The organism is Pseudomonas bharatica, assembly GCF_048586865.1.
In the GTDB taxonomy this organism is placed as follows: Bacteria; Pseudomonadota; Gammaproteobacteria; order Pseudomonadales; family Pseudomonadaceae; genus Aquipseudomonas; species Aquipseudomonas bharatica.
On the sequence record NZ_JBMAWR010000003.1, the window covers coordinates 235458 to 252610 of the forward strand.

General features: G+C 67.5%; 11 protein-coding genes. All 11 read right to left on the minus strand.

The annotated features are described in order from the left end of the window. Positions 1-19 precede the first annotated feature (19 nt). Positions 20-3679, minus strand: coding sequence for a hemagglutinin protein (locus ACKLLE_RS06005; protein ID WP_420057206.1), 3660 nt, complete (start codon positions 3677-3679; stop codon positions 20-22). A gap of 30 nt (positions 3680-3709) precedes the next feature. Then, positions 3710-6931 carry a hypothetical protein gene (locus ACKLLE_RS06010; protein WP_420057207.1) on the minus strand — a complete coding sequence of 1074 codons (3222 nt, stop codon included), beginning with the start codon at positions 6929-6931 and terminating at the stop codon, positions 3710-3712. An 84-nt stretch (positions 6932-7015) separates the two neighbouring features. After that, on the minus strand, positions 7016-8848 hold the full coding sequence (locus ACKLLE_RS06015; RefSeq protein ID WP_420057209.1) for a Hint domain-containing protein: 1833 nt from the start codon (positions 8846-8848) through the stop codon (positions 7016-7018). A 250-nt stretch (positions 8849-9098) separates the two neighbouring features. Continuing rightward, on the minus strand, positions 9099-11042 hold the full coding sequence (locus ACKLLE_RS06020) for a response regulator (RefSeq protein WP_420057210.1): 1944 nt from the start codon (positions 11040-11042) through the stop codon (positions 9099-9101). Beyond that, positions 11032-11904, minus strand: a complete 873-nt coding sequence (locus ACKLLE_RS06025; protein WP_064303460.1) for a sensor histidine kinase — start codon at positions 11902-11904, stop codon at positions 11032-11034. Before ACKLLE_RS06025 ends, ACKLLE_RS06020 begins: the two co-directional genes overlap by 11 nt. Continuing rightward, on the minus strand, positions 11897-12922 hold the full coding sequence (locus tag ACKLLE_RS06030; RefSeq protein WP_420057211.1) for an ATP-binding protein: 1026 nt from the start codon (positions 12920-12922) through the stop codon (positions 11897-11899). The genes ACKLLE_RS06025 and ACKLLE_RS06030 overlap by 8 nt, the downstream gene beginning before the upstream one ends. Next, positions 12913-13317 carry an anti-sigma regulatory factor gene (locus ACKLLE_RS06035; RefSeq protein ID WP_009401528.1) on the minus strand — a complete coding sequence of 135 codons (405 nt, stop codon included), beginning with the start codon at positions 13315-13317 and terminating at the stop codon, positions 12913-12915. The genes ACKLLE_RS06030 and ACKLLE_RS06035 overlap by 10 nt, the downstream gene beginning before the upstream one ends. After that, positions 13314-13676: an STAS domain-containing protein gene (locus ACKLLE_RS06040; RefSeq protein WP_009401527.1), complete on the minus strand. Its 363-nt coding sequence runs from the start codon at positions 13674-13676 to the stop codon at positions 13314-13316. The genes ACKLLE_RS06035 and ACKLLE_RS06040 overlap by 4 nt, the downstream gene beginning before the upstream one ends. A 4-nt stretch (positions 13677-13680) precedes the next feature. Further along, a complete protein-coding gene (locus tag ACKLLE_RS06045) occupies positions 13681-14532 on the minus strand; it encodes an STAS domain-containing protein (protein ID WP_064303461.1) in 852 nt (283 codons plus the stop codon). A 299-nt stretch (positions 14533-14831) separates the two neighbouring features. Continuing rightward, positions 14832-15593: a class I SAM-dependent methyltransferase gene (locus tag ACKLLE_RS06050; protein WP_420057212.1), complete on the minus strand. Its 762-nt coding sequence runs from the start codon at positions 15591-15593 to the stop codon at positions 14832-14834. Between the two features lie 100 nt (positions 15594-15693). Continuing rightward, positions 15694-17121, minus strand: coding sequence for an aminotransferase-like domain-containing protein (locus ACKLLE_RS06055; protein WP_420057213.1), 1428 nt, complete (start codon positions 17119-17121; stop codon positions 15694-15696). Positions 17122-17153 lie beyond the last annotated feature (32 nt).

The window sequence follows — 17153 nt, forward strand, 5'->3', positions numbered from 1 at the left end:
GGTCGTCCTTGAGTCCTGTTCAGATAACCGGCGGCGTACGCCGCCCGGAACGTGCGAGGCGCTTGCTATCCGGCGTGCGCCGTGCCACCTGGCGCGGTGCCGGGGTCGCCAGCAACGCCTGTTGCTGTTTCTTCTTGTCCTCGTCCTTGAGATACGCCGCATACCAGCCCAGCGAGGTCTTCGGGCTGCCGGGCGCGCCGAACAGCATCAGGTCGGCATTGCCCGGCGGGAAGCTCCAGGCCAGCACCGAGAGGGCGAAGCGGCGCATGCGCAGCAGGTAGTTGAGGCGGTTGTCGCTGTCGCGCCAGGTTTCGAAAAGGAAGTTGCGAAAGCCCAGCTTGAGCACGCCTTGCAAGGGCAGGCTGCCGTTGAGGGCGTTGGACATGCCCAGCTTGATCCCGAGGTACACCGGCGGCTCGCCGGCCACCGGCTCCGGGCCCCAGGCGGCGAGCAGGGTGATCTTCAGGCCGATGGCGCCGCTGAGGGCGCCGAGGGTGCCCATGTCCAGGGCCAGGCTCAGGCCGAACCAGGGCGCGGCCAGCGGCTGCTGGTCCAGCGGTGCGCCGATCGAGTTGAAGCCGAGGCTTTCCGGGGTGGCCCCTTGCGGCGGCTGGCCGGCCGGGGCCAGGTCGGGGGCGGCGACCAGGCCTTCGAGACGCAGCGGGAAGTTCTCCACCAGCGACGCCGGCCGCGCCAGCGAGGCGCCGGGGCCGGTGTCGAAACTCACGCCGGCCTCGCCCGAGGTGAAGTGCTGCGCGGACGGATCCTCCATGGCGAAGGACATCGCCACCACCAGGCCCTGGAAGCTCAGGTAGCCATTGACCAGGTCGCCGGCGCCATAGCCGAACAGGTCGAACCCGGGGATCTCGACGAAGCCGAGGCGCCCGGACAACACGAAATTGGCCGTGAGCAGGCCGTCCACCGGAGCAGCGGCGGTTTCCAGGCGACAGTCGCGGATATCGATGGAGGACAGCGCCGCGCCATTGCTCTGGAACACGTTGTCACCGAGCAGGCTGAACGAGTAGCTGGGCTGGCCGCCGATACGCTGGTAGCTGCCGGTAAGGATGAGGTTGTTGCCGCGGGCGCGATCGACCTTGGCCAGCCACGAGGCGAACAGGCGGTTGACCATCAGCTCGGCTTCGGCGGAGAAGTCCACCACCCGTGCGTTGTCGAAGCGCACGCGCATGGACAGGGTCTTGTAGCCGAAAGGGATGGTGGTGGAGGCCACCAGGTCGTCCGGGTCGTTGTAGTCGATCAGGCCGAATGCCGCGGTCTGGCCCAGATCGATGACACCGTCGCGCGGCGTGTAGGGCGTCAGCGAGAAGCCGATGTGGTGGGCGTAGAAGCGTGAGCGATCGACCCCGGCGGCCATGAAGCGCAGGGCCGAGGGCATGTCCTGGAAGTCGATCGGCGCATTGAGGAACAGCACGCCGTTCCACTGCGGGTTGTCCAGCACCTCATGGTAGAACAGCACCAGCGGGTCGGCGTCGCCGATGTCGGGGTCGAGCACGGCCAGGCGCGCCTTGGCGATCACCGCATCGAGGGCGGCCCGGGTCGGTGCCAGGCTTCCGTCCGGGGCCTGCGCCACTTCCGGCCAGGACCAGGCGCCGGTGTCGGCCGCCAGCTCGGTGATGGCCCGGCCGCAGTATTTGAACAGCATCAGGGTCGGCGTCAGGGCATCGCTGCGCCAACTGCGCGGTGAAAGCTGGAAGGTCCAGCCTTCGATGTCGGCGCGCAGCAGGCCTGCGGCTGCCTGGGCCTGGGCCAGGTAATCGCCGGCGCTGGCTGCGACTGCCGCATCGAAGGCGGCTTCGTTGGGGAACTCCGGGTAGCCGAGGGCCTTCAGCGCCGTGTCGATCGCCTGGGCCTGGGCGGCCGGCACTCCGGCGGCGAGCAGGCGCGGAATGGCGTTGGCGGCGGTCAACTGGTAGGCCACCGAGCTGCCCTGGTCCATGAAGGTCTCGACATCGGCCACCACCATGAACAGTTGGTTGGATTGCAGGGCCCCCTGGAACGGCGGCTTGACCTCGGTGAGGATCAGTTGCCCGGTATCCGATTGCGGCATGTTGGCGAACAGCACCCCGGCCCAGGCGGATTGCGCCTGGTCGAGCACGGCGATCAGGCCGCTGGGGGTAACGCCCAGCGGTGGGGTATCCGCGGCGTTGGCCTGGACACCCAGGCGCAGCCGGCCGGTGGGGGCCATGCGCGGTGTGTCCGGTGGCGGCAGGCCGATCAGGGTGCGCCGGGTAGGCGCCAGGGCGGCATCCTCCAGGCGCGCGGCCTGGTCGATGGCGCTGGCGGCGATGCGCCCGTACACACCCATGGGCCATACCGTTGGCGGGCTCTGCTGGCTGGCCTGCAGGGTCGGCAAGGTGGCGGCATTCATGTTCAGGTAGGCCAGGAAGCCCGCCACCGGTACCCGCGCCGCATTGAACAGCGGCGAGCGCGGTGGTTGTGCTTCGTAGCTGCGGCCATTGCCGCCATCGGAGAGCACGGTGGCCCAGGCGGTGGTGCCGATAGCGTTCAGGGTGCTGCCGCCGGCATCCTCGACAGCGGGCGGCAGGTAAGCCGCACCATTGGCCTGGAACAGCAGCAGCGAGGTGCCATCTTGCGGCAGCACTACGCTCTCGGTGCCGGAAACACCGAGGATCAGGCGGGTGTTGCCGTCGCCACTGCGCGCCTGCTGGGGCGTGCCGAGGTCGAACAGGCCATCCGGCGCCAGGTGCCAGACCAGGCTGGCGCTGGCGGCATCGGGTGCGTCGAACAGCGGGGTGCGGCCGAAGCTCAGGCGTGCCCCCGGCAGGTCGCCGCTGCCGGCGCGGGGCGTGGCCTGGGTGGCATGCCCGGTATTGCTGAGCTGGGCAAAGCCGAGGGTCGGCGCCTGGTCCGCGGCGGTGACGAAGGCCAGCGCACTGCGCTGCGGCAACTCCGGGTTCAGTGGATCGAAGGCCAGGGCCAGGTCGAAGGGCGTGGCATCCAGTTGGCGGAACAGCGGCATGTCGATGATGCTGACTTCGCCCACCGGGCTGTCGGCATCGGCCTCGCCGTAGCGCAGCATGACGCCGAGGCGCTGCATGTCGTCGGCGTCGTCGCTGCTGCCATTGCCGACACGGATGCCGAAGGTCAGGCAGCCGAGCTGCGCGCCGGCCAGGGGCAGCGGGCACTGCGTCTCGATCGGCGCATAGATCCCGCCAGGGGCATTGAAGGCCAGGCCGTTGGCGGCGAACAGCAGGCTGTCGCCGCCTGCCTCGACCAGGGTCGCACCGCGTACGGTCACGGCGTAATCGCCGAGGGTGAAGGCCGAGTCGCGGACCACGCGCCAGGTCCCGGCCGGTTCGCCGGCGCTGGCGGGCAGGGCGTCGATGCCGCGGGTCTGCCATTGGCTGGCCGGGTCCGCCGGGTTGCTGATCCACAGCAGGCGCAGCCAGCCCCTGGGCGACAGGCGCGGCCACAGGGCACGCAGGTCGCTGACGAAACTCGCCGGATCGGCCGGCGCACTGCCGAGGAACAGGTAGGCGCCGCCCAGGTCGGCCCAGGTCTGCGCCAGGCTGGCGCTGGCGCCAAGGTCGCTGCCGGGGCTGGCCAGATAGCCTGCCCAATACGCCTCCAGCCCGCTTTCGGCGAGGGTGGAAAGGCGGTACAGGCCCGCCGTGACTTGCTCGAACACCGGTACGCTCATGACGGCTCCCTGTCGCGAGGCGGTGAAGGGTCAGGGCTGGCGGGTGGTGACGCTGTCACCCGGCAGCAGCGGCACGGACAGTTGCGTCCAGCCCGGGCCGTAATTGCCCAGCCCGCTCCAGTCCAGGCGCAGCGGCCAGGCCGTGGTGCCCAGTGGCGCGTTTGCCGCCAGCACCGCCGCGCCCAGTCCACGCAGCAGCTGCACGCCCTGCACCGGCAGCGATGCAGGCACCGGCATGCGTCCGGCCTGGGCCAGCAGGTTGGCCACGGTGGTGCCGACCGGGACCACCAGCGGCGTGCCATCGAGGGTCACCCGCAGGCACGCCCTGGGCACCACGCGGCCGCGGAAATAGGCGACCGGCACGCTACCGCCCGGCACATTGCCGGCACTGCTGAGGGCGGTGAAGCTGGGGGCGGCGGCGAGGGTGAAGTTGTTGGTCGTGGTGGTTACCGCCGGGTCGCTGGCACTGGCCAGTGCCGAGGGCGAGAACAGGCGGTAGAACGGTGTGACGAAGGCCGGGAAGTACAGGTCGGCGGCATCGGCGACCCCGCCCATCTGCTGGGTGGTGTCATGGGACGGGGGCGGGTTGACCGACAGCGCGCCGCCGCTGACCAGCTGGCCGATGAACGAGTCCCAGCCGGTGCTGATACCGCCGGAACTGTCGACGAACTGTCCCACCGGGTAGTCCACGGTCGGTCCGGTCACGTAGCCGTTGCTCCATTTCAGATCCGAAGTCGATTGGGAAATGGTCTGGAACGGGCTGGCGGCGACCCGCAGGATCATTCCCGGGCGCAGGTCCACCGAGCCGAGCGTGGCGCCGGTATCGGGCGACGGGAACGACAGGCCGAAGGCGTAGTACAGCGACTCCTCGAAGGTCTGCGGCATGGCCCGGGCCAGGGCGTCCTGTACGGCGATGATGCCCCAGGCCGCCGCGCCGGCACTTTCCAGGGCCTGGAGGAAGGCCACGTAGGCCTTGAGCAGGCCGCTGCGGATGGGCTGGGTGTCGAAGGTCCAGGGCGAATCGGTGCCACTGGAGGCGATCGCCAGGCTGTAGGGGTAGGTGCTGCCCGAGGCGGCCGACAGGGTGAACGGGCCATTGCTGATGGGCAGGTTGGCGAGGCTGCCGGTCTTGCCGATCTGCGGCAGGTACAGGGTCAGCGCGGTGGCGGGTGCGGTGCCGCTGAGGGCGGTGCTCAGGGCCGCCGCCGGAATCAGGTGCGGGAAGCTGGTCGAGGCGGCCTGTGCCGAGGGAATGAAGGCGCTGCGGTACAGGGTCGTGGCCTGGCTGGCCGGGCCGATATTGGCGATGCCGAGCACCGGCTGGTTGGCCTGGACCACCACGCTCAGGTCCGCCGCCGGGTTGGCCGGGGTGTAGGCCCAGCTTTGTTCGAGCGCCCCGGCGCTGGAGGTGAAGGCCTGGTCCACCGAGGTCGTCCCGTCCACGGTTTTCAGCACCGACACCCGATAGCTCTGGCCGTCGCTCACGACGCTCCAGCGGGCGCTGAGGGTGGCGCCGTCGTACTCCACCCGCACATCCCGCACCGGCGTCGTGGCCAGGGCGAACGCTGCACTGGCCGGGCCGACCAGGGTGCAGCCATCGACCACTCCGGCGCTGCGCAGGGTGACCAGGGCCGGATTGCCACCGCTGGCCAGTTGCGCCGGAGTGAGGGTGGTGCTGGTGCCGGTCAGGTCCAGGTGCTGGCCGCCGGGCAGGCTCAGGCGGTAGCCGGGAGCGCCGCTCAGCGCGGCCCAGCTCAGGGTGCCGCTGCCACTCACCGCATCGGTATCCCAGCCGCTGATCTGCGGGATGCCCAGCGGGACACCGAGGGCGCTGGTACTGGTGTTGCGCACCACGCCCCTGGCGGGTGCCAGGCCGACGCTCAGCGCCGCACCGGCGGCGTTGACCGGCAGGGCCAGGCGCGCGGTATTGCCATTGACCGCGAAGGTGCTGCTGACAGTGCCGTCGAGCAGCAGGCTGACCGTGGTCAGCTCCGGGCTGGTCAGCGAGGCCGGCGCTTGCCAGGTGATATCGAGACTGCCGCCATCGGCGCTGACCACCAGGCTGGTGAAGCTGGCGCTGCCGGTGATCAGCGGCAGCAGTTCGCCCTCGGCCCCGACGCCATCGCCGGCGTTGTTGGCGATGATCTGCGCCACCCAGGCCTGGGCAGTGTCCAGTGGTGCACCCAAGGGGATGCTGCCCGAGGTGGCCCCGGCGTTGCTGACCGTGGCGGAAAAGCTCTGTCCGCTGGACAGCGACAGGGCCTGCAGGGTGTAACCGGTTACCGCCGGGTTGTAGGGGATCACCCAGTCGAGCTTCAGGGCGCTGCCGTTGTAGTCCGCTGCCGTCAGCACGGGGCGGGTCGAGACGATGGCGGCGAGGGGGCTGACCAGGCCGGCGCCGCTGGCGGTCAACGCCGTCACCGAGAGCTGGAAGCTGGCGCTGTCGGCCAGGGGCGCTGGCAGGGCGAGGGTGGCGTTGTTGGCGTTGGCCCCCGGCACTTCGACGCTGTAGCGGGTGCCACTGGCCGCATCGCTGGCGCTCAGGCGGTAGCCGACGATCTGGCTGGCACCGCTGCCGGTCCAGCGCGCGATGATGCGATTGCCGTCGCGGTACAGGTTGGTCTTGCCCAGCACCGGACGGACCATCGAAGCGGGCGGGAAGCTCGCGGCGGCAGAACGCGCGCTGGCACTGCTGGCACCGACCGCAGCGACGTACACCACCCATTCCGAGTTGTCGCCCAGGCCGCCGCCGAGCTGGGCGTTATCCACCACTGCCGAACGGGTCCCGGTACCACTGACGGCAATGTTGTAGGTAGTGCCGATGCTCTGTGACACAACCACGATCTCGTAGCCGGCGGCCGCCTGCCACGAAGGTTGCCAGGTCACCTGCAGCGCATGGCCGTCGTACAGCGCCTCGTCCAGGGTCGGCGCCAGCGTTGGCAGCAGCACCGCTGCGCTGTTCTGCCCGGAACTGCTGCCCCACTGCGCCTGGACCACCACCTGCCAGGCGACATCGGTATTCAGCGGCTGGCTCAGGGGCAGGTTGCCGATCCCGGTGTTCTGGCCCTGGAAAACCTGGCTTTGGTGGGCGATCACCGGCTCGCCGCCACCCAGCCAGGCAAGCTGGATGATATAGCCGGTGACCCCGGTATCGCTCGACGGGGTCCAGATTACCCGCACACTATTGCCGTCGTAGATGGCGGACTGGATAACCGGGTCGGTGCTGTTTTGCGCTTGTGCGTGGGCGGCCATGCGAGCCTCCGGAAGAAGGGCTGGGAAGAGAAAGCCGGACAAGAGGGGCGTCGGGGGATGCGCGCGGACGCATCCCCGCTGGCGTCACGGGTCGGGGCTGTTGTCGAAGTCCTGCAGCCATTCCTTGGGCAGGCTGGCGCGGATTTCGGCGCGGCTGCGCAGCGGCGTGCGTTCGCCCACCGAGGCCAGCGACTGCTGCATGTTGGCGTCGCCGGTGAGCAGGCCGCCGGCGTAGTAGGTGCCGGAGGTCGGGTAGGGCTGGGTCAGCAGGTTGTGCACCTTGCCCTTGTAGTCTTCCAGGGTCAGCAAGGTGACCCGGGCCTTGCCCTCCAGGCTGGCCAGTTCGTCGCCGACCCGCAGGTAGCGGGCCTGCAGGGGCAGGCCGTTGGCAAGGATCATCGGGTGGGTGCGGGTCACCAGGAGGTCATGGCCGGCATCGGTCTTGATGCGGATCATCGGATGGGGCTCGGTGCCCTGGGTGGTGCCGCGTACCTCGCTGGTCTTGCCGTCGGCACTCTTCACCGACTCGCCGCTCTTGCCGGTGAAGGCCTCGACCGGGCGCTTGCTGCCGTCGGCCAGGGTGATCTCGGTGCCCTCGGCCAGGCAGCCCTGCATGATGTACAGCGGCGGAATGATGTTGACCCCCGGCGTACCCAGGTAGGTGCGGTCACTGGTGAAGTTCAGGGTGCCGAACGGTGGTTCCTGGCCCTGGCTGCCGTTGAGCGCGACATAGGCGGTGACCCACAGGTTGGCGGCGGTGCCGTCGTAGTAGTTGATGCAGTTGCCGGTGTTGGGGAAGGCCGAGGCCGGGTAGTTCCACGAGATGGTCTGGCCATTGGCCGTCCAGTATTGCTGTTCGAGCACCGTGCCTTGCTGGAAGTACACGTTGCAGCCGCCGCCGGCGGGGTTCTGGATATAGATCGAGGTGACCCCGGCCGGTGGCGAGACCACGGTGTTGGCGAAGGTCGCCGAGCCCGACAGCGGGAAGACGAAATTGGTCGGGTGCGCGGTGGAGTTCCAGTAATCGCATTCCTGCTGGCTGCCGCGGTACCAGCACAGCTTGATCGGCGTGGTGTTGGCCTTGGTGTTGGTGCAACTGGTCTCGTAGCTGCCGGTGCAGTTGCCGCTGGCGTTGCGTACGCAGTAGTTGGGCTGGTTGAGGCAGGCGCTGGTGGGGTTCAGGGTGTCCTGAAAGGTCTGCACGTAGACCACCGGCGGATCGGTCGGGCCGGCGTTGGCCGGGTAGTAGTAGAACAGGCCCTTGGCCTGGGTGGTCGGGTTGCCGTCGGCGGCCGGCACCTGGCCTTCGACCTGCACGCGGAAATCCGTACCCTGGCTGAACTGGCTGCCGGACTTGGTGGCGTAGACCTTGCCGGTCTCGACTTCGTACAGCTCCATGACGATGGAGGTCGAGGTGGTGCCGCCCGCCACCGAGGAAATGCCCGTGGCCTGGTAGCCCGGCTGGGTGGCCGAGAGGGTTGCCCGGGCCTTGGCCGGGTTGCTGCCGGTGCCGTTGTCCTGGGAGAAGGTGGCGATGAAGTTGAGGTTCTGGATACCGTCGCTGGCGGCGGCATTGACGGCCAGCGCCCGGTTGGGGCGGGTAGCGTTTTTCTGCAGCGCGGCAGTGGCGATGTCGCGGCCGTTTTCCAGGGTGCGGAACAGTTGCGGTGAATTCTCCGGGGTTTTTCCGGCGCGCTTGAAGGTTTCCGTGATGTAGCGGTAATGCAGCGGATTGGCCAGGTCGAGGCGGTGCGGGATGCCCGGTTTTACCTCGGCGTCGAGGGCCTTCATGTCGGCCTGGGCCTCGGCCAGCAGCGCCTGGGGAGCGGCGCGGGCCGGGGTGATCGCCACGGCGGCGAGCACGGCCAGCATGAGAAAAGCGTGACGCACAGCTCGAACGAAATCGCGAGTCGCCATGGTGATCTTCCCTGAGTGGTGGCTGGCGGCTCACTGGCAGCGGGTGCCAATTCCTTGTGAGCGCCGGGTGCTCGAACCATAGTTGCGGGGTGGGTAAACTGCAAATGATTATTTCAGCGTTTTTTACCCGGCCAAATAGCGTTGCGTACTGAGCAAGTGCCCGGAAATGCGGGTTGTCGATGAGTTTAGTGACTGATCGGTCAGATTCCGAATGGTGCATTTCGGCCGCTTTTCCACGCCAGCATGCCCGTCAACCTTCCAGCGCGCGCCGTACCTTCTCCAGCAACTCGCTGATCTGGAACGGCTTGAACAGCATGTCCATCCCCGGTGCGAGGAAGGCCTGGCGGTTCAAGGCGGTTTGCGCATAACCGGTCATGAACAGCACCGGCAACCCTGCCCGCCAACCGCGCGCCACGTCCGCCAGTTCCCGCCCGCTCATGCGCGGCAGGCCGACATCGGTCAGCAGCAGGTCGATGGAGGCGTCGCGCTGCAGATGCTCCAGGGCCAGTTCGATGCTTTCCACCGTGGTGCAGCGATAGCCCGCGTCCAGCAGCACCTCGCTGACGAACAGGCGCACCGAGGCCATGTCCTCGACGATCAGGATATGTTCGCCCTGGCCCTGGGGATCGACACTGCCCTGCGGCTCCGGCGCCAGGTCCGGTACGTCGCTGCCGGCCGGCAGCAGCAGGGTCACTTCGGTGCCACGGCCGATGACGCTGCGGATATGCGCATCGCCGCCGGACTGGCGGGCGAAACCGTAGATGGTCGATAGCCCCAACCCGGTGCCCTGGCCCAGCGGCTTGGTGGTGAAGAAGGGTTCGAAGACCTTGTCGACCACGCTGTGGTCGATGCCGATGCCGTCGTCGCGCACCGACAGCGAGACATAGGCGCCGTCCTGCATTTTCGGATTGCCACGTGAATAGGCGGCGTAGGTGCTGATCCAGATATGCCCGCCCTGGGGCAGGGCATCGCGGGCGTTGATCGCCAGGTTGAGCACCGCGCTTTCCAGTTGCACCGGGTCGACCAGGGCGATGGCCGGCTGGTTGGTCAGTTCCAGCGTGAGCACGATGCGTTCGCCGATGGTGCGGATCAGCAGTTCTTCCAGCGAACGCACATGCTCGTTGATGTCCACCGGCCGGGTGTCCAGCGGTTGCTGGCGGGCGAAGGCGAGCAGGCGGTGGGTCAGGGCGGCGGCGCTGGTGGCCGAGTTGAGCGCCGCCTCGGCGTAGATCTGCAGCTTGGGCGACGCTTGGGCGCCGGCCTGCTTGCGAATCAATTCGAGGCTGGTGATGATCCCGGTGAGCATGTTGTTGAAGTCGTGGGCGATGCCGCCGGTGAGCTTGCCCAGGGCATCCATTTTCTGCGCCTGGAGCAACTGCTCCTCGGTGCGTGCCCGTTCGGCGACTTCCTTGGCCAGCTGGATATTGGCATCGTCCAACTGGGCCCGGTGCGAGCGTTCGCGGTGGCGGTGTTCGGTGACGTCCTCGACGAACACCAGGCTGGAGCCGGGCGCACGGTACGGCGATATCTGCCACTCGGTCTCGCGCAGTTCGCCCTTGACCCGCATGTTCAGGGTGCCTTTCCAGCGCTCGCCTTCGGCCAGGCGCAGGCGCAGTTCACCGACCACCGAGGCGTCGTTGTCCTCCAGCGCCGCATCCAGGGTCTGCGGGGCCTTGGTGCCCTCAAGCAACTGGGTGAAGGCGTGGTTGCACTCATGGATGTTGAGGCTGGCATCGAGCACGGCGATGGGCGCCGAGACATTGGCGAAGATCTCGCGAAAGCGCGCCTCGCTTTCACGCAGGGCGTTTTCCGTGTCGCGCACCCGCAGCAGGGTGCGCAGGGTGGCGAGCAGCACGTCGGGATCGATCGGGTGGATCAGGTAGGCATCGGCGCCGGCGTCGAGGCCGGTGATGATGTCGCCGGTCTGGATCGACGCCGCCGACACGTGGATCACCGGCAGCAGCGCGGTGCGCGGGTCGGCGCGCAGGCTGCGGACGATATCGAAGCCGCTCATGTCCGGCAGGTTGACGTCGAGGATCAGCGCATCCAGGCGCTCCTTCTCGATCAGCGCCAGGCCTTCGCCCCCGGTACCGGCCTCCAGCACCGTGTAGCCCTGGCGATCGAGGCGGCGGCGCAGGGCGTAGCGGGTGGCGCTGTTGTCATCGACGATCAGCAGGCGCAGGTTACGTTTCATCGACGGCCTCCGTGGCCATGGCCAGCGGGATGATAACGAAGAAGGTCGAGCCGACCCCGGGTTCGCTGCACAGCCCGACCTGGCCGCCGAGCAGCGCGGCGAAGCGCTTGCACAGCGACAGGCCGAGGCCGGTGCCGCGCAGGCGTTTCTGCAGGGGCGAATCGACCTGGGAGAAGTCCTCGAACAGGGCACCGTGCAGTTCCGGGGAGATGCCGATGCCGGTGTCGCTGACCGCGAAGCGGATGCGGTCGCTGCCTTCCAGGCTGGCCGAGACCCGTACTTCACCGCTGGTGGTGAACTTCAGCGAGTTGGAAATGAAGTTGCGCAGGATCTGCGCGAGCTTCTTGTCGTCGGTGTAGAGCCGCGGCAGGCCGGTGGGCTCTTCGAAGATCAAGTCGACAGTGGTGCTGTTGACGATCGGCCGGAACATGCCGCGCAGGGCAGAGAACAGGTCGAGCATGTCGAACCAGCCCGGCGATATGGTGATGCGCCCGGCTTCGATCTTGGCCAGGTCGAGCAGGTCGTCGACCATGTCGCTGAGTTCGCGGGTGGCCGTGCTGACGAAGGCCACCTGCTTGTGCTGCTCGGGGCTCAGCGGGCCGTCCAGCTCGTCGGCGAGCAGGCTGGTGATGCTCAGGATCGAGCCCAGCGGGGTGCGGAACTCGTGGCTCATGTAGGAGAGAAAACGGCTTTTCAGGTCCGAGGCCTGGCGCAGTTGTTCGGCCTGGGTGTCCAGCTCGGAGTACAGGGCCAGCACGCCCTGGTTGGTTTCGTCGAGTTCGGCACGCAAGGCATCGGCCTCGCCCTGCAGGCGCTCGAACAGCGCGCGCTGTTCGGCATTGAGGTTGGACAGGTCAGTCATCGACGGTCTCCAGGGCCACCACCAGAACGGTCACGTCGTCGCGACCACGGTTGAAATCACGGTGCAGCACGGTGGCGATCACCGCCGGGTGGCGCTGCAGCAGGCCGGGGTAATCGCGCAGGTTCCAGCGTGATTGCAGGCCGTCGCTGTGCAGGATCAGCAGGCTGCCGGTTACGCCAGCGTAGTCGAAGGTCTGCACCTTGCGGTACTGGGCGCCGACGATGCCTGGATGGGAGGTCAGGCCGCGGTTTTTCTCCGAGCCGACCAGGCTGGCGGCGATATTGCCGATGCCGGTGAAGTGCAGGTCGTCCCGTACCCCGTCGAACTGGGCGATGCCCACGGCGCCGCCACGGCTGTGGAGCATGGCTTCGTGCATGTCGGCAACCAGGCGCTCGGGGTCGGCGAAAGGCGTGCGGGCAAAGGCGGCGCGGCCGGCGAGGGCGGCCTGCTCGGCCTCGCTGCCATGGCCGAGGCCGTCCAGCACCAGGGCGCTGATCTGCGCGCCGCGCACCACCAATTGCCAGGTATCGCCGCAGGCCGGGTCGTCGAGCAGCGAATGATGGCTGACGCCGAAGCGCAGGTCGCGCTTGCGCTTGCCCGGGCCGCCGTTGCGGTAGAAGCGCGCCAGCAGCACGGTGCCGCGTTGGTCCGCATACATATCGAAGACATCGGCCTGGCGCTCCACCGCGCCCAGGCCGATGCCCTGGGTACCCCGGGTGGAATAGCCATCGGTCAGGCAGGTGTAGCGATCGAAGCCGCCGCCACGATCCACGGCCAGCACCTCGATGCCGGCGCCTTCGGGATGGGGCAGCGCGCGCAGGTGCAACTCGCCGCGGGCGGCATGCTTCAACAGGTTGCTGGCCAGCTCGGTGGTCACCAGGGCGACACGCCCGGCATCGCTTTCGTCCAGCCCTTGCTGCGTTGCCAGCTTCTGCGCGGTGCGCCGGGCATGTCCGATCTGGGAATCTTCTTCGATCGCCACCACCAGGGTCGGCGATCCTTCAACGCTCAAGTCCATCGGGTGATCGTCACGCAGGTGCCCTCGCCGGGCGCGGTTTGCAGGTCGAATTCGTCCACCAGGCGCCGGGCCCCGGTGAGACCCAGGCCGAGGCCGCCGCCGGAGGTCCAGCCGTCGGTCAGGGCCAGGCGCACGTCGGGGATCCCCGGGCCCTGGTCGCGGAAGCTCAGGCGCAGGCCGACGCGACCGATATCTTCCAGCACCTGCCAGTCCATATCGCCGCCACCGCCGTAGACCACGGTGTTGCGTGCCAGTTCGCTGACCGCGGTGACCAGCTTGGTCTGGTCGATCAGGCGCATGCCGCATTCGGTGGCCAGCTTGCGCGCGGTCTGCCGGGCCAGGACCACGTCCTGTTCCAGGCGTACCGGTTGGGTACCGCTGCTGCGCAGGTTCATGAGCGTTCCACCCGGTCGCGAAGTTTCTGCATGCCGCGCTCCACGTTCAGCGCCGTGCTGACCCCCGGCAGGGTCATGCCCAGTTCGACCAGGGTGATCGCCACCGAGGGCTGCATGCCCACCAGTACGGTCTGCGCGTCCATGATCCGCGAAAGTCCGGAAATGGTGCCGATCATCCGGCCGATGAAGGAATCGACCATGTCCAGCGCCGAGATGTCGATCAGCACGCCCTTGGCCGAGGTGCGGCTGATGCGTTCGGCCAGGTCTTCCTGGAGGTTGAGGGCGAGCTGGTCATGCATGTCGACCTGGATGGTCACCAGCAGGTACTCGCCCATTTGCAGTATCGGGATACGTTCCATGGGCTCAGCCCGCTTTCACGGTGCTGACGCCAAGGCGCGACAAGGCCAGCTTGAGGGCGTCGGCCAGGTTGGCCTTGGTGGTCACCCCTTGCAGGTCGAGGCCGAGGTGGACGATGGTCTGGGCGATCTGCGGACGCACCCCGCTGATGATGCAATCGGCGCCCATCAGGCGGATGGCGGTCACGGTCTTGAGCAGGTGCTGGGCGACCAGGGTGTCCACGGTGGGTACGCCGGTGATATCGACGATGGCGATTTCCGCGCCGGTATCGACGATGCGTTGCAACAGCGACTCCATCACCACCTGGGTGCGCTGGGAGTCAAGGGTGCCAATCATTGGCAGGGCAAGGATGCCGTCCCACAGCTTGACCACCGGCGTCGAGAGTTCCAGCAGCTCTTCCTGCTGGCGCTTGATCACCGCTTCGCGCGAGCGCTGGAAGGTGCGGATGGTATGCATGCCCAGGGCATCGAGCAGTTCCGAGACCACCCAAAGCTGTTCGGCCAGGGTCGCCGGTTCGTCGCTGAAATGCTTTTGCAGAAGCGCGAACAGCGGGCCCTTCAAGGTGAAGATGAACGAGGCCGTCTGTTGCGAGTCATGGCCGAGCAGGGCGCGGCTGTTGGAGAGTTTTTCGAGGAACAGGCGGATCTCGTCCCAGCCGGCTGTGCCGATGTTCTCCCCGGTCCTGCTTTGCAGGCTGCTGATCAGCAGCTGCAGGAATTCCTGGGTTTGTTGCTGCAGCTCCTGTTCCTTCAGGTTGCGGGTGGTGCCTTTATCCTCGAGGTCCCGGGTCCACTCGGCGAGCAACTGGGTGCGCTGCGCCTGGATCGCTTCTAGCGTGCTGGAACTGAGTGCTGCCATGTGAGTGTCGCTCCTGGGATGGGGCCGGTTCTGTTGGATGAACTGCCGGCTTGTGGACAGTAGCACTGCCCTTGGAAAAATGTTTGGCGGATTGCCAGTATGCGGCGGATTGGAACTCCGATCCTTGCGCTGCGCAAATGGTTCCGTAGGGAGGGAGGGGATTTTGTCCACATTTTGGCGGCTGCCCGAAAAACCTGTGGGAGCTGGCTTGCCAGCGATGGGTCCGGCACTGGCAGAGCCGTTGTCAGATCTGGCCAAATCGCTGGCAAGCCAGCTCCCACAGGGGCTTTGCAGCGCTGCTAATAATTGTGGATGCGCCCGGCGCGAACGGTCAGTGGCCAGGTCACCCGCCGCCGGGTCGTTGCATCACCCCATTCCTCGCCCAGCGCCTGGGCCAGGACATCCACCGGGTTGATCCCCTGTGCCTGCTGCGCTGCCTTCACCGCCGACCAGGTGTTCAGGTAGCCGACCAGTTGCGCCAGGGTCCAGTGCATCTCGATCACTTGCGGCGGTATTTCGATCGGGGCGAAGGGAAACGGCAGCTCGCGGTAGCCGCTTTCCACATGGCGCCGCTCCGGCGGCCAATAGGGGTCGAGGGTCTGGTAGTAGAACGTCTGCAGATGACGATCCAGTTCACCCTCCAGATGCAGTACGCCGTAGGTGATCAGGGCGATGGCCGCTTGGGGGCGGGCGATGCGCCGGGCTTCGGCGTAGAACTTGTCGAGGTCCAGCCAGTGGGCGGCCTGGGCCACGGTCACCAGGTCAACGCTGGCGTCAGGCAGGCCGCTGTCTTCGGCCAGGGCGGTGCGGTAGATCACGCCCTCGCGTGGTTCGGCGTCGGCGATCTGCGCGGCGCTGGCATCGGTGGCTACCACTTCGTCGAAACGTTCGGCCAGCAGCACCGACAACTGCCCGGTGCCGCAGCCGCAGTCCAGCACCCGGCCGGTGCCGGGGCTGATGCTGGTCAGCTCATCGATCAGCTCCAGCGGGTAGCCCGGACGGTAGGCCGCATAGCCGGCCGAGCCGCTGGAGAAATGATCCTTGAATGTCGCGCTTGTCATGAAACCGGCCTCTGTCTTTCTTTTTGGATATGCCGATCCTAGCGAGTGGTTCCCTTGCCGAACATTCGACCTTTTTCTGCCCCGCTGCCGATAAAGACGATCAGCGGTCCTTCACCGCCCGCACATGCTTGACCAGCAGCCTCTCCAGTTGCTCCCACAGCGCCGGATCGGTGCTGAACGCCACGTTGAACCGCATCCAGCCGGTGGCCTGGCTGTCGACCATGAACAACTGCCCGGGGCCGAGCATGATGCCCTGGTCCAGGGCATCGTCGAGCAGCGCGGCGCTGTCCGGGATGGCCGGATGGCGGGTCCAGATGTACATGCCTTCGTCGCTGTCGATGAAGCGCTCGAAGCCCAGCCGCGCCAGTTGCCGGCCCACCTCCTGGTGCGCCTCGGCCAGGCGCTGGCGCAGGCGCTTGAGGTGCTTGCGCCAGCGGCCGTCGGTGATCGCGGCATAGACCACGCGCTCCATCACCTGGGAGGTGGTCAGGCCCGAGCGCATCTTCAGTTGCAGCAATTGCTGCATCAGCTCCGGGTTGGCCAGCATGTAGCCGACCCGCACGTTGGGCGAGATGCTCTTGGAGTAGCTGCCGACATAGACCACCTGTTGCAGCTGGTCGAGGCTGGTCAGGCAGGGCAGGGGCTCCTCGATCATGTCGGCGTAGAGGTTGTTCTCCACCAGGCGGAAGTCGTGCTGGGTCGCCAGTTGCAGCAGGCGGTGCAGTTGCACCAGCGGGGTACGGGTGCAGGTCGGGCTGTGCAGGTGCGGCTGGGTGAAGAACACGCTTGGCCGGTACTGCTCGAGCAGCCGTTGCAGGTGATCCAGGTCGTAGCCGTTGGGCGTGCGCGGCACGCCCACCAGGGTCGCGCCCTGGAAGCGCAGGATGCTCATCAGGTTGGGGTAGCCCGGGTCGTCCACCAGCACCACGTCGCCCGGGCGCACCAGGGTGCGTACCGCCAGGTCCAGGGCCTGGCTGGCACCGTGGGTGAGCATCAGCTGGTTTGGCGGCACCACGATGCGCAGGTCCTGCTGCAGGTTCTGCGCGGTCAGGGTGCGCAGTTCGGCCAGGCCCATAGGGTCGCCGTAGCCGCTCAGTTCCAGCACGCTGCTGGCAACCTGGCGCAGCCCGCGGCGCAGGCCGTCCTCGAACATCCAGTCATTGGGCAGCCAGCCACAGCCGGGCTTGAACGCCAGTTGGCGGCTTTCGAAGATCTGTTGCAGGTACCACTCGGAATTGAACGCCGGCTTGGCCGTGTCCGGTTCGCTGGCCTGGGCCTCCAGCAGGTCGCCGGCGGCGCGGTTGACGAAGAAGCCGGCGGTGCCACGGCTGACCAGCAGGCCCTGGGCCACCAGGCGGTCGTAGGCTTCCACCACGGTGAAGGTACTCACCGAGTATTTCGCGGCGAAGGCGCGGATCGACGGCACCTTGGCGCCTGGCTTGAGGGTCTGGTTCTCGATCGCGTCGCGCAGTCCGTTGATGATCTGGTTGACCAGGGGAGGCGAGGCGTCGGGGCGGAGTTCGAACATGGGAAAACGGTGCCTTCGGGTGAGCGTAACGC

Excerpts from the sequence above, each read along its gene's own strand:
- ACKLLE_RS06005 (WP_420057206.1), bottom strand. The coding sequence starts at position 3,679 with ATGAGCGTACCGGTGTTCGAGCAAGTCACGGCGGGCCTGTACCGCCTT.
- ACKLLE_RS06010 (WP_420057207.1), bottom strand. The coding sequence starts at position 6,931 with ATGGCCGCCCACGCACAAGCGCAAAACAGCACCGACCCGGTTATCCAG.
- ACKLLE_RS06015 (WP_420057209.1), bottom strand. The coding sequence starts at position 8,848 with ATGGCGACTCGCGATTTCGTTCGAGCTGTGCGTCACGCTTTTCTCATG.
- ACKLLE_RS06020 (WP_420057210.1), bottom strand. The coding sequence starts at position 11,042 with ATGAAACGTAACCTGCGCCTGCTGATCGTCGATGACAACAGCGCCACC.
- ACKLLE_RS06025 (WP_064303460.1), bottom strand. The coding sequence starts at position 11,904 with ATGACTGACCTGTCCAACCTCAATGCCGAACAGCGCGCGCTGTTCGAG.
- ACKLLE_RS06030 (WP_420057211.1), bottom strand. The coding sequence starts at position 12,922 with ATGGACTTGAGCGTTGAAGGATCGCCGACCCTGGTGGTGGCGATCGAA.
- ACKLLE_RS06035 (WP_009401528.1), bottom strand. The coding sequence starts at position 13,317 with ATGAACCTGCGCAGCAGCGGTACCCAACCGGTACGCCTGGAACAGGAC.
- ACKLLE_RS06040 (WP_009401527.1), bottom strand. The coding sequence starts at position 13,676 with ATGGAACGTATCCCGATACTGCAAATGGGCGAGTACCTGCTGGTGACC.
- ACKLLE_RS06045 (WP_064303461.1), bottom strand. The coding sequence starts at position 14,532 with ATGGCAGCACTCAGTTCCAGCACGCTAGAAGCGATCCAGGCGCAGCGC.
- ACKLLE_RS06050 (WP_420057212.1), bottom strand. The coding sequence starts at position 15,593 with ATGACAAGCGCGACATTCAAGGATCATTTCTCCAGCGGCTCGGCCGGC.
- ACKLLE_RS06055 (WP_420057213.1), bottom strand. The coding sequence starts at position 17,121 with ATGTTCGAACTCCGCCCCGACGCCTCGCCTCCCCTGGTCAACCAGATC.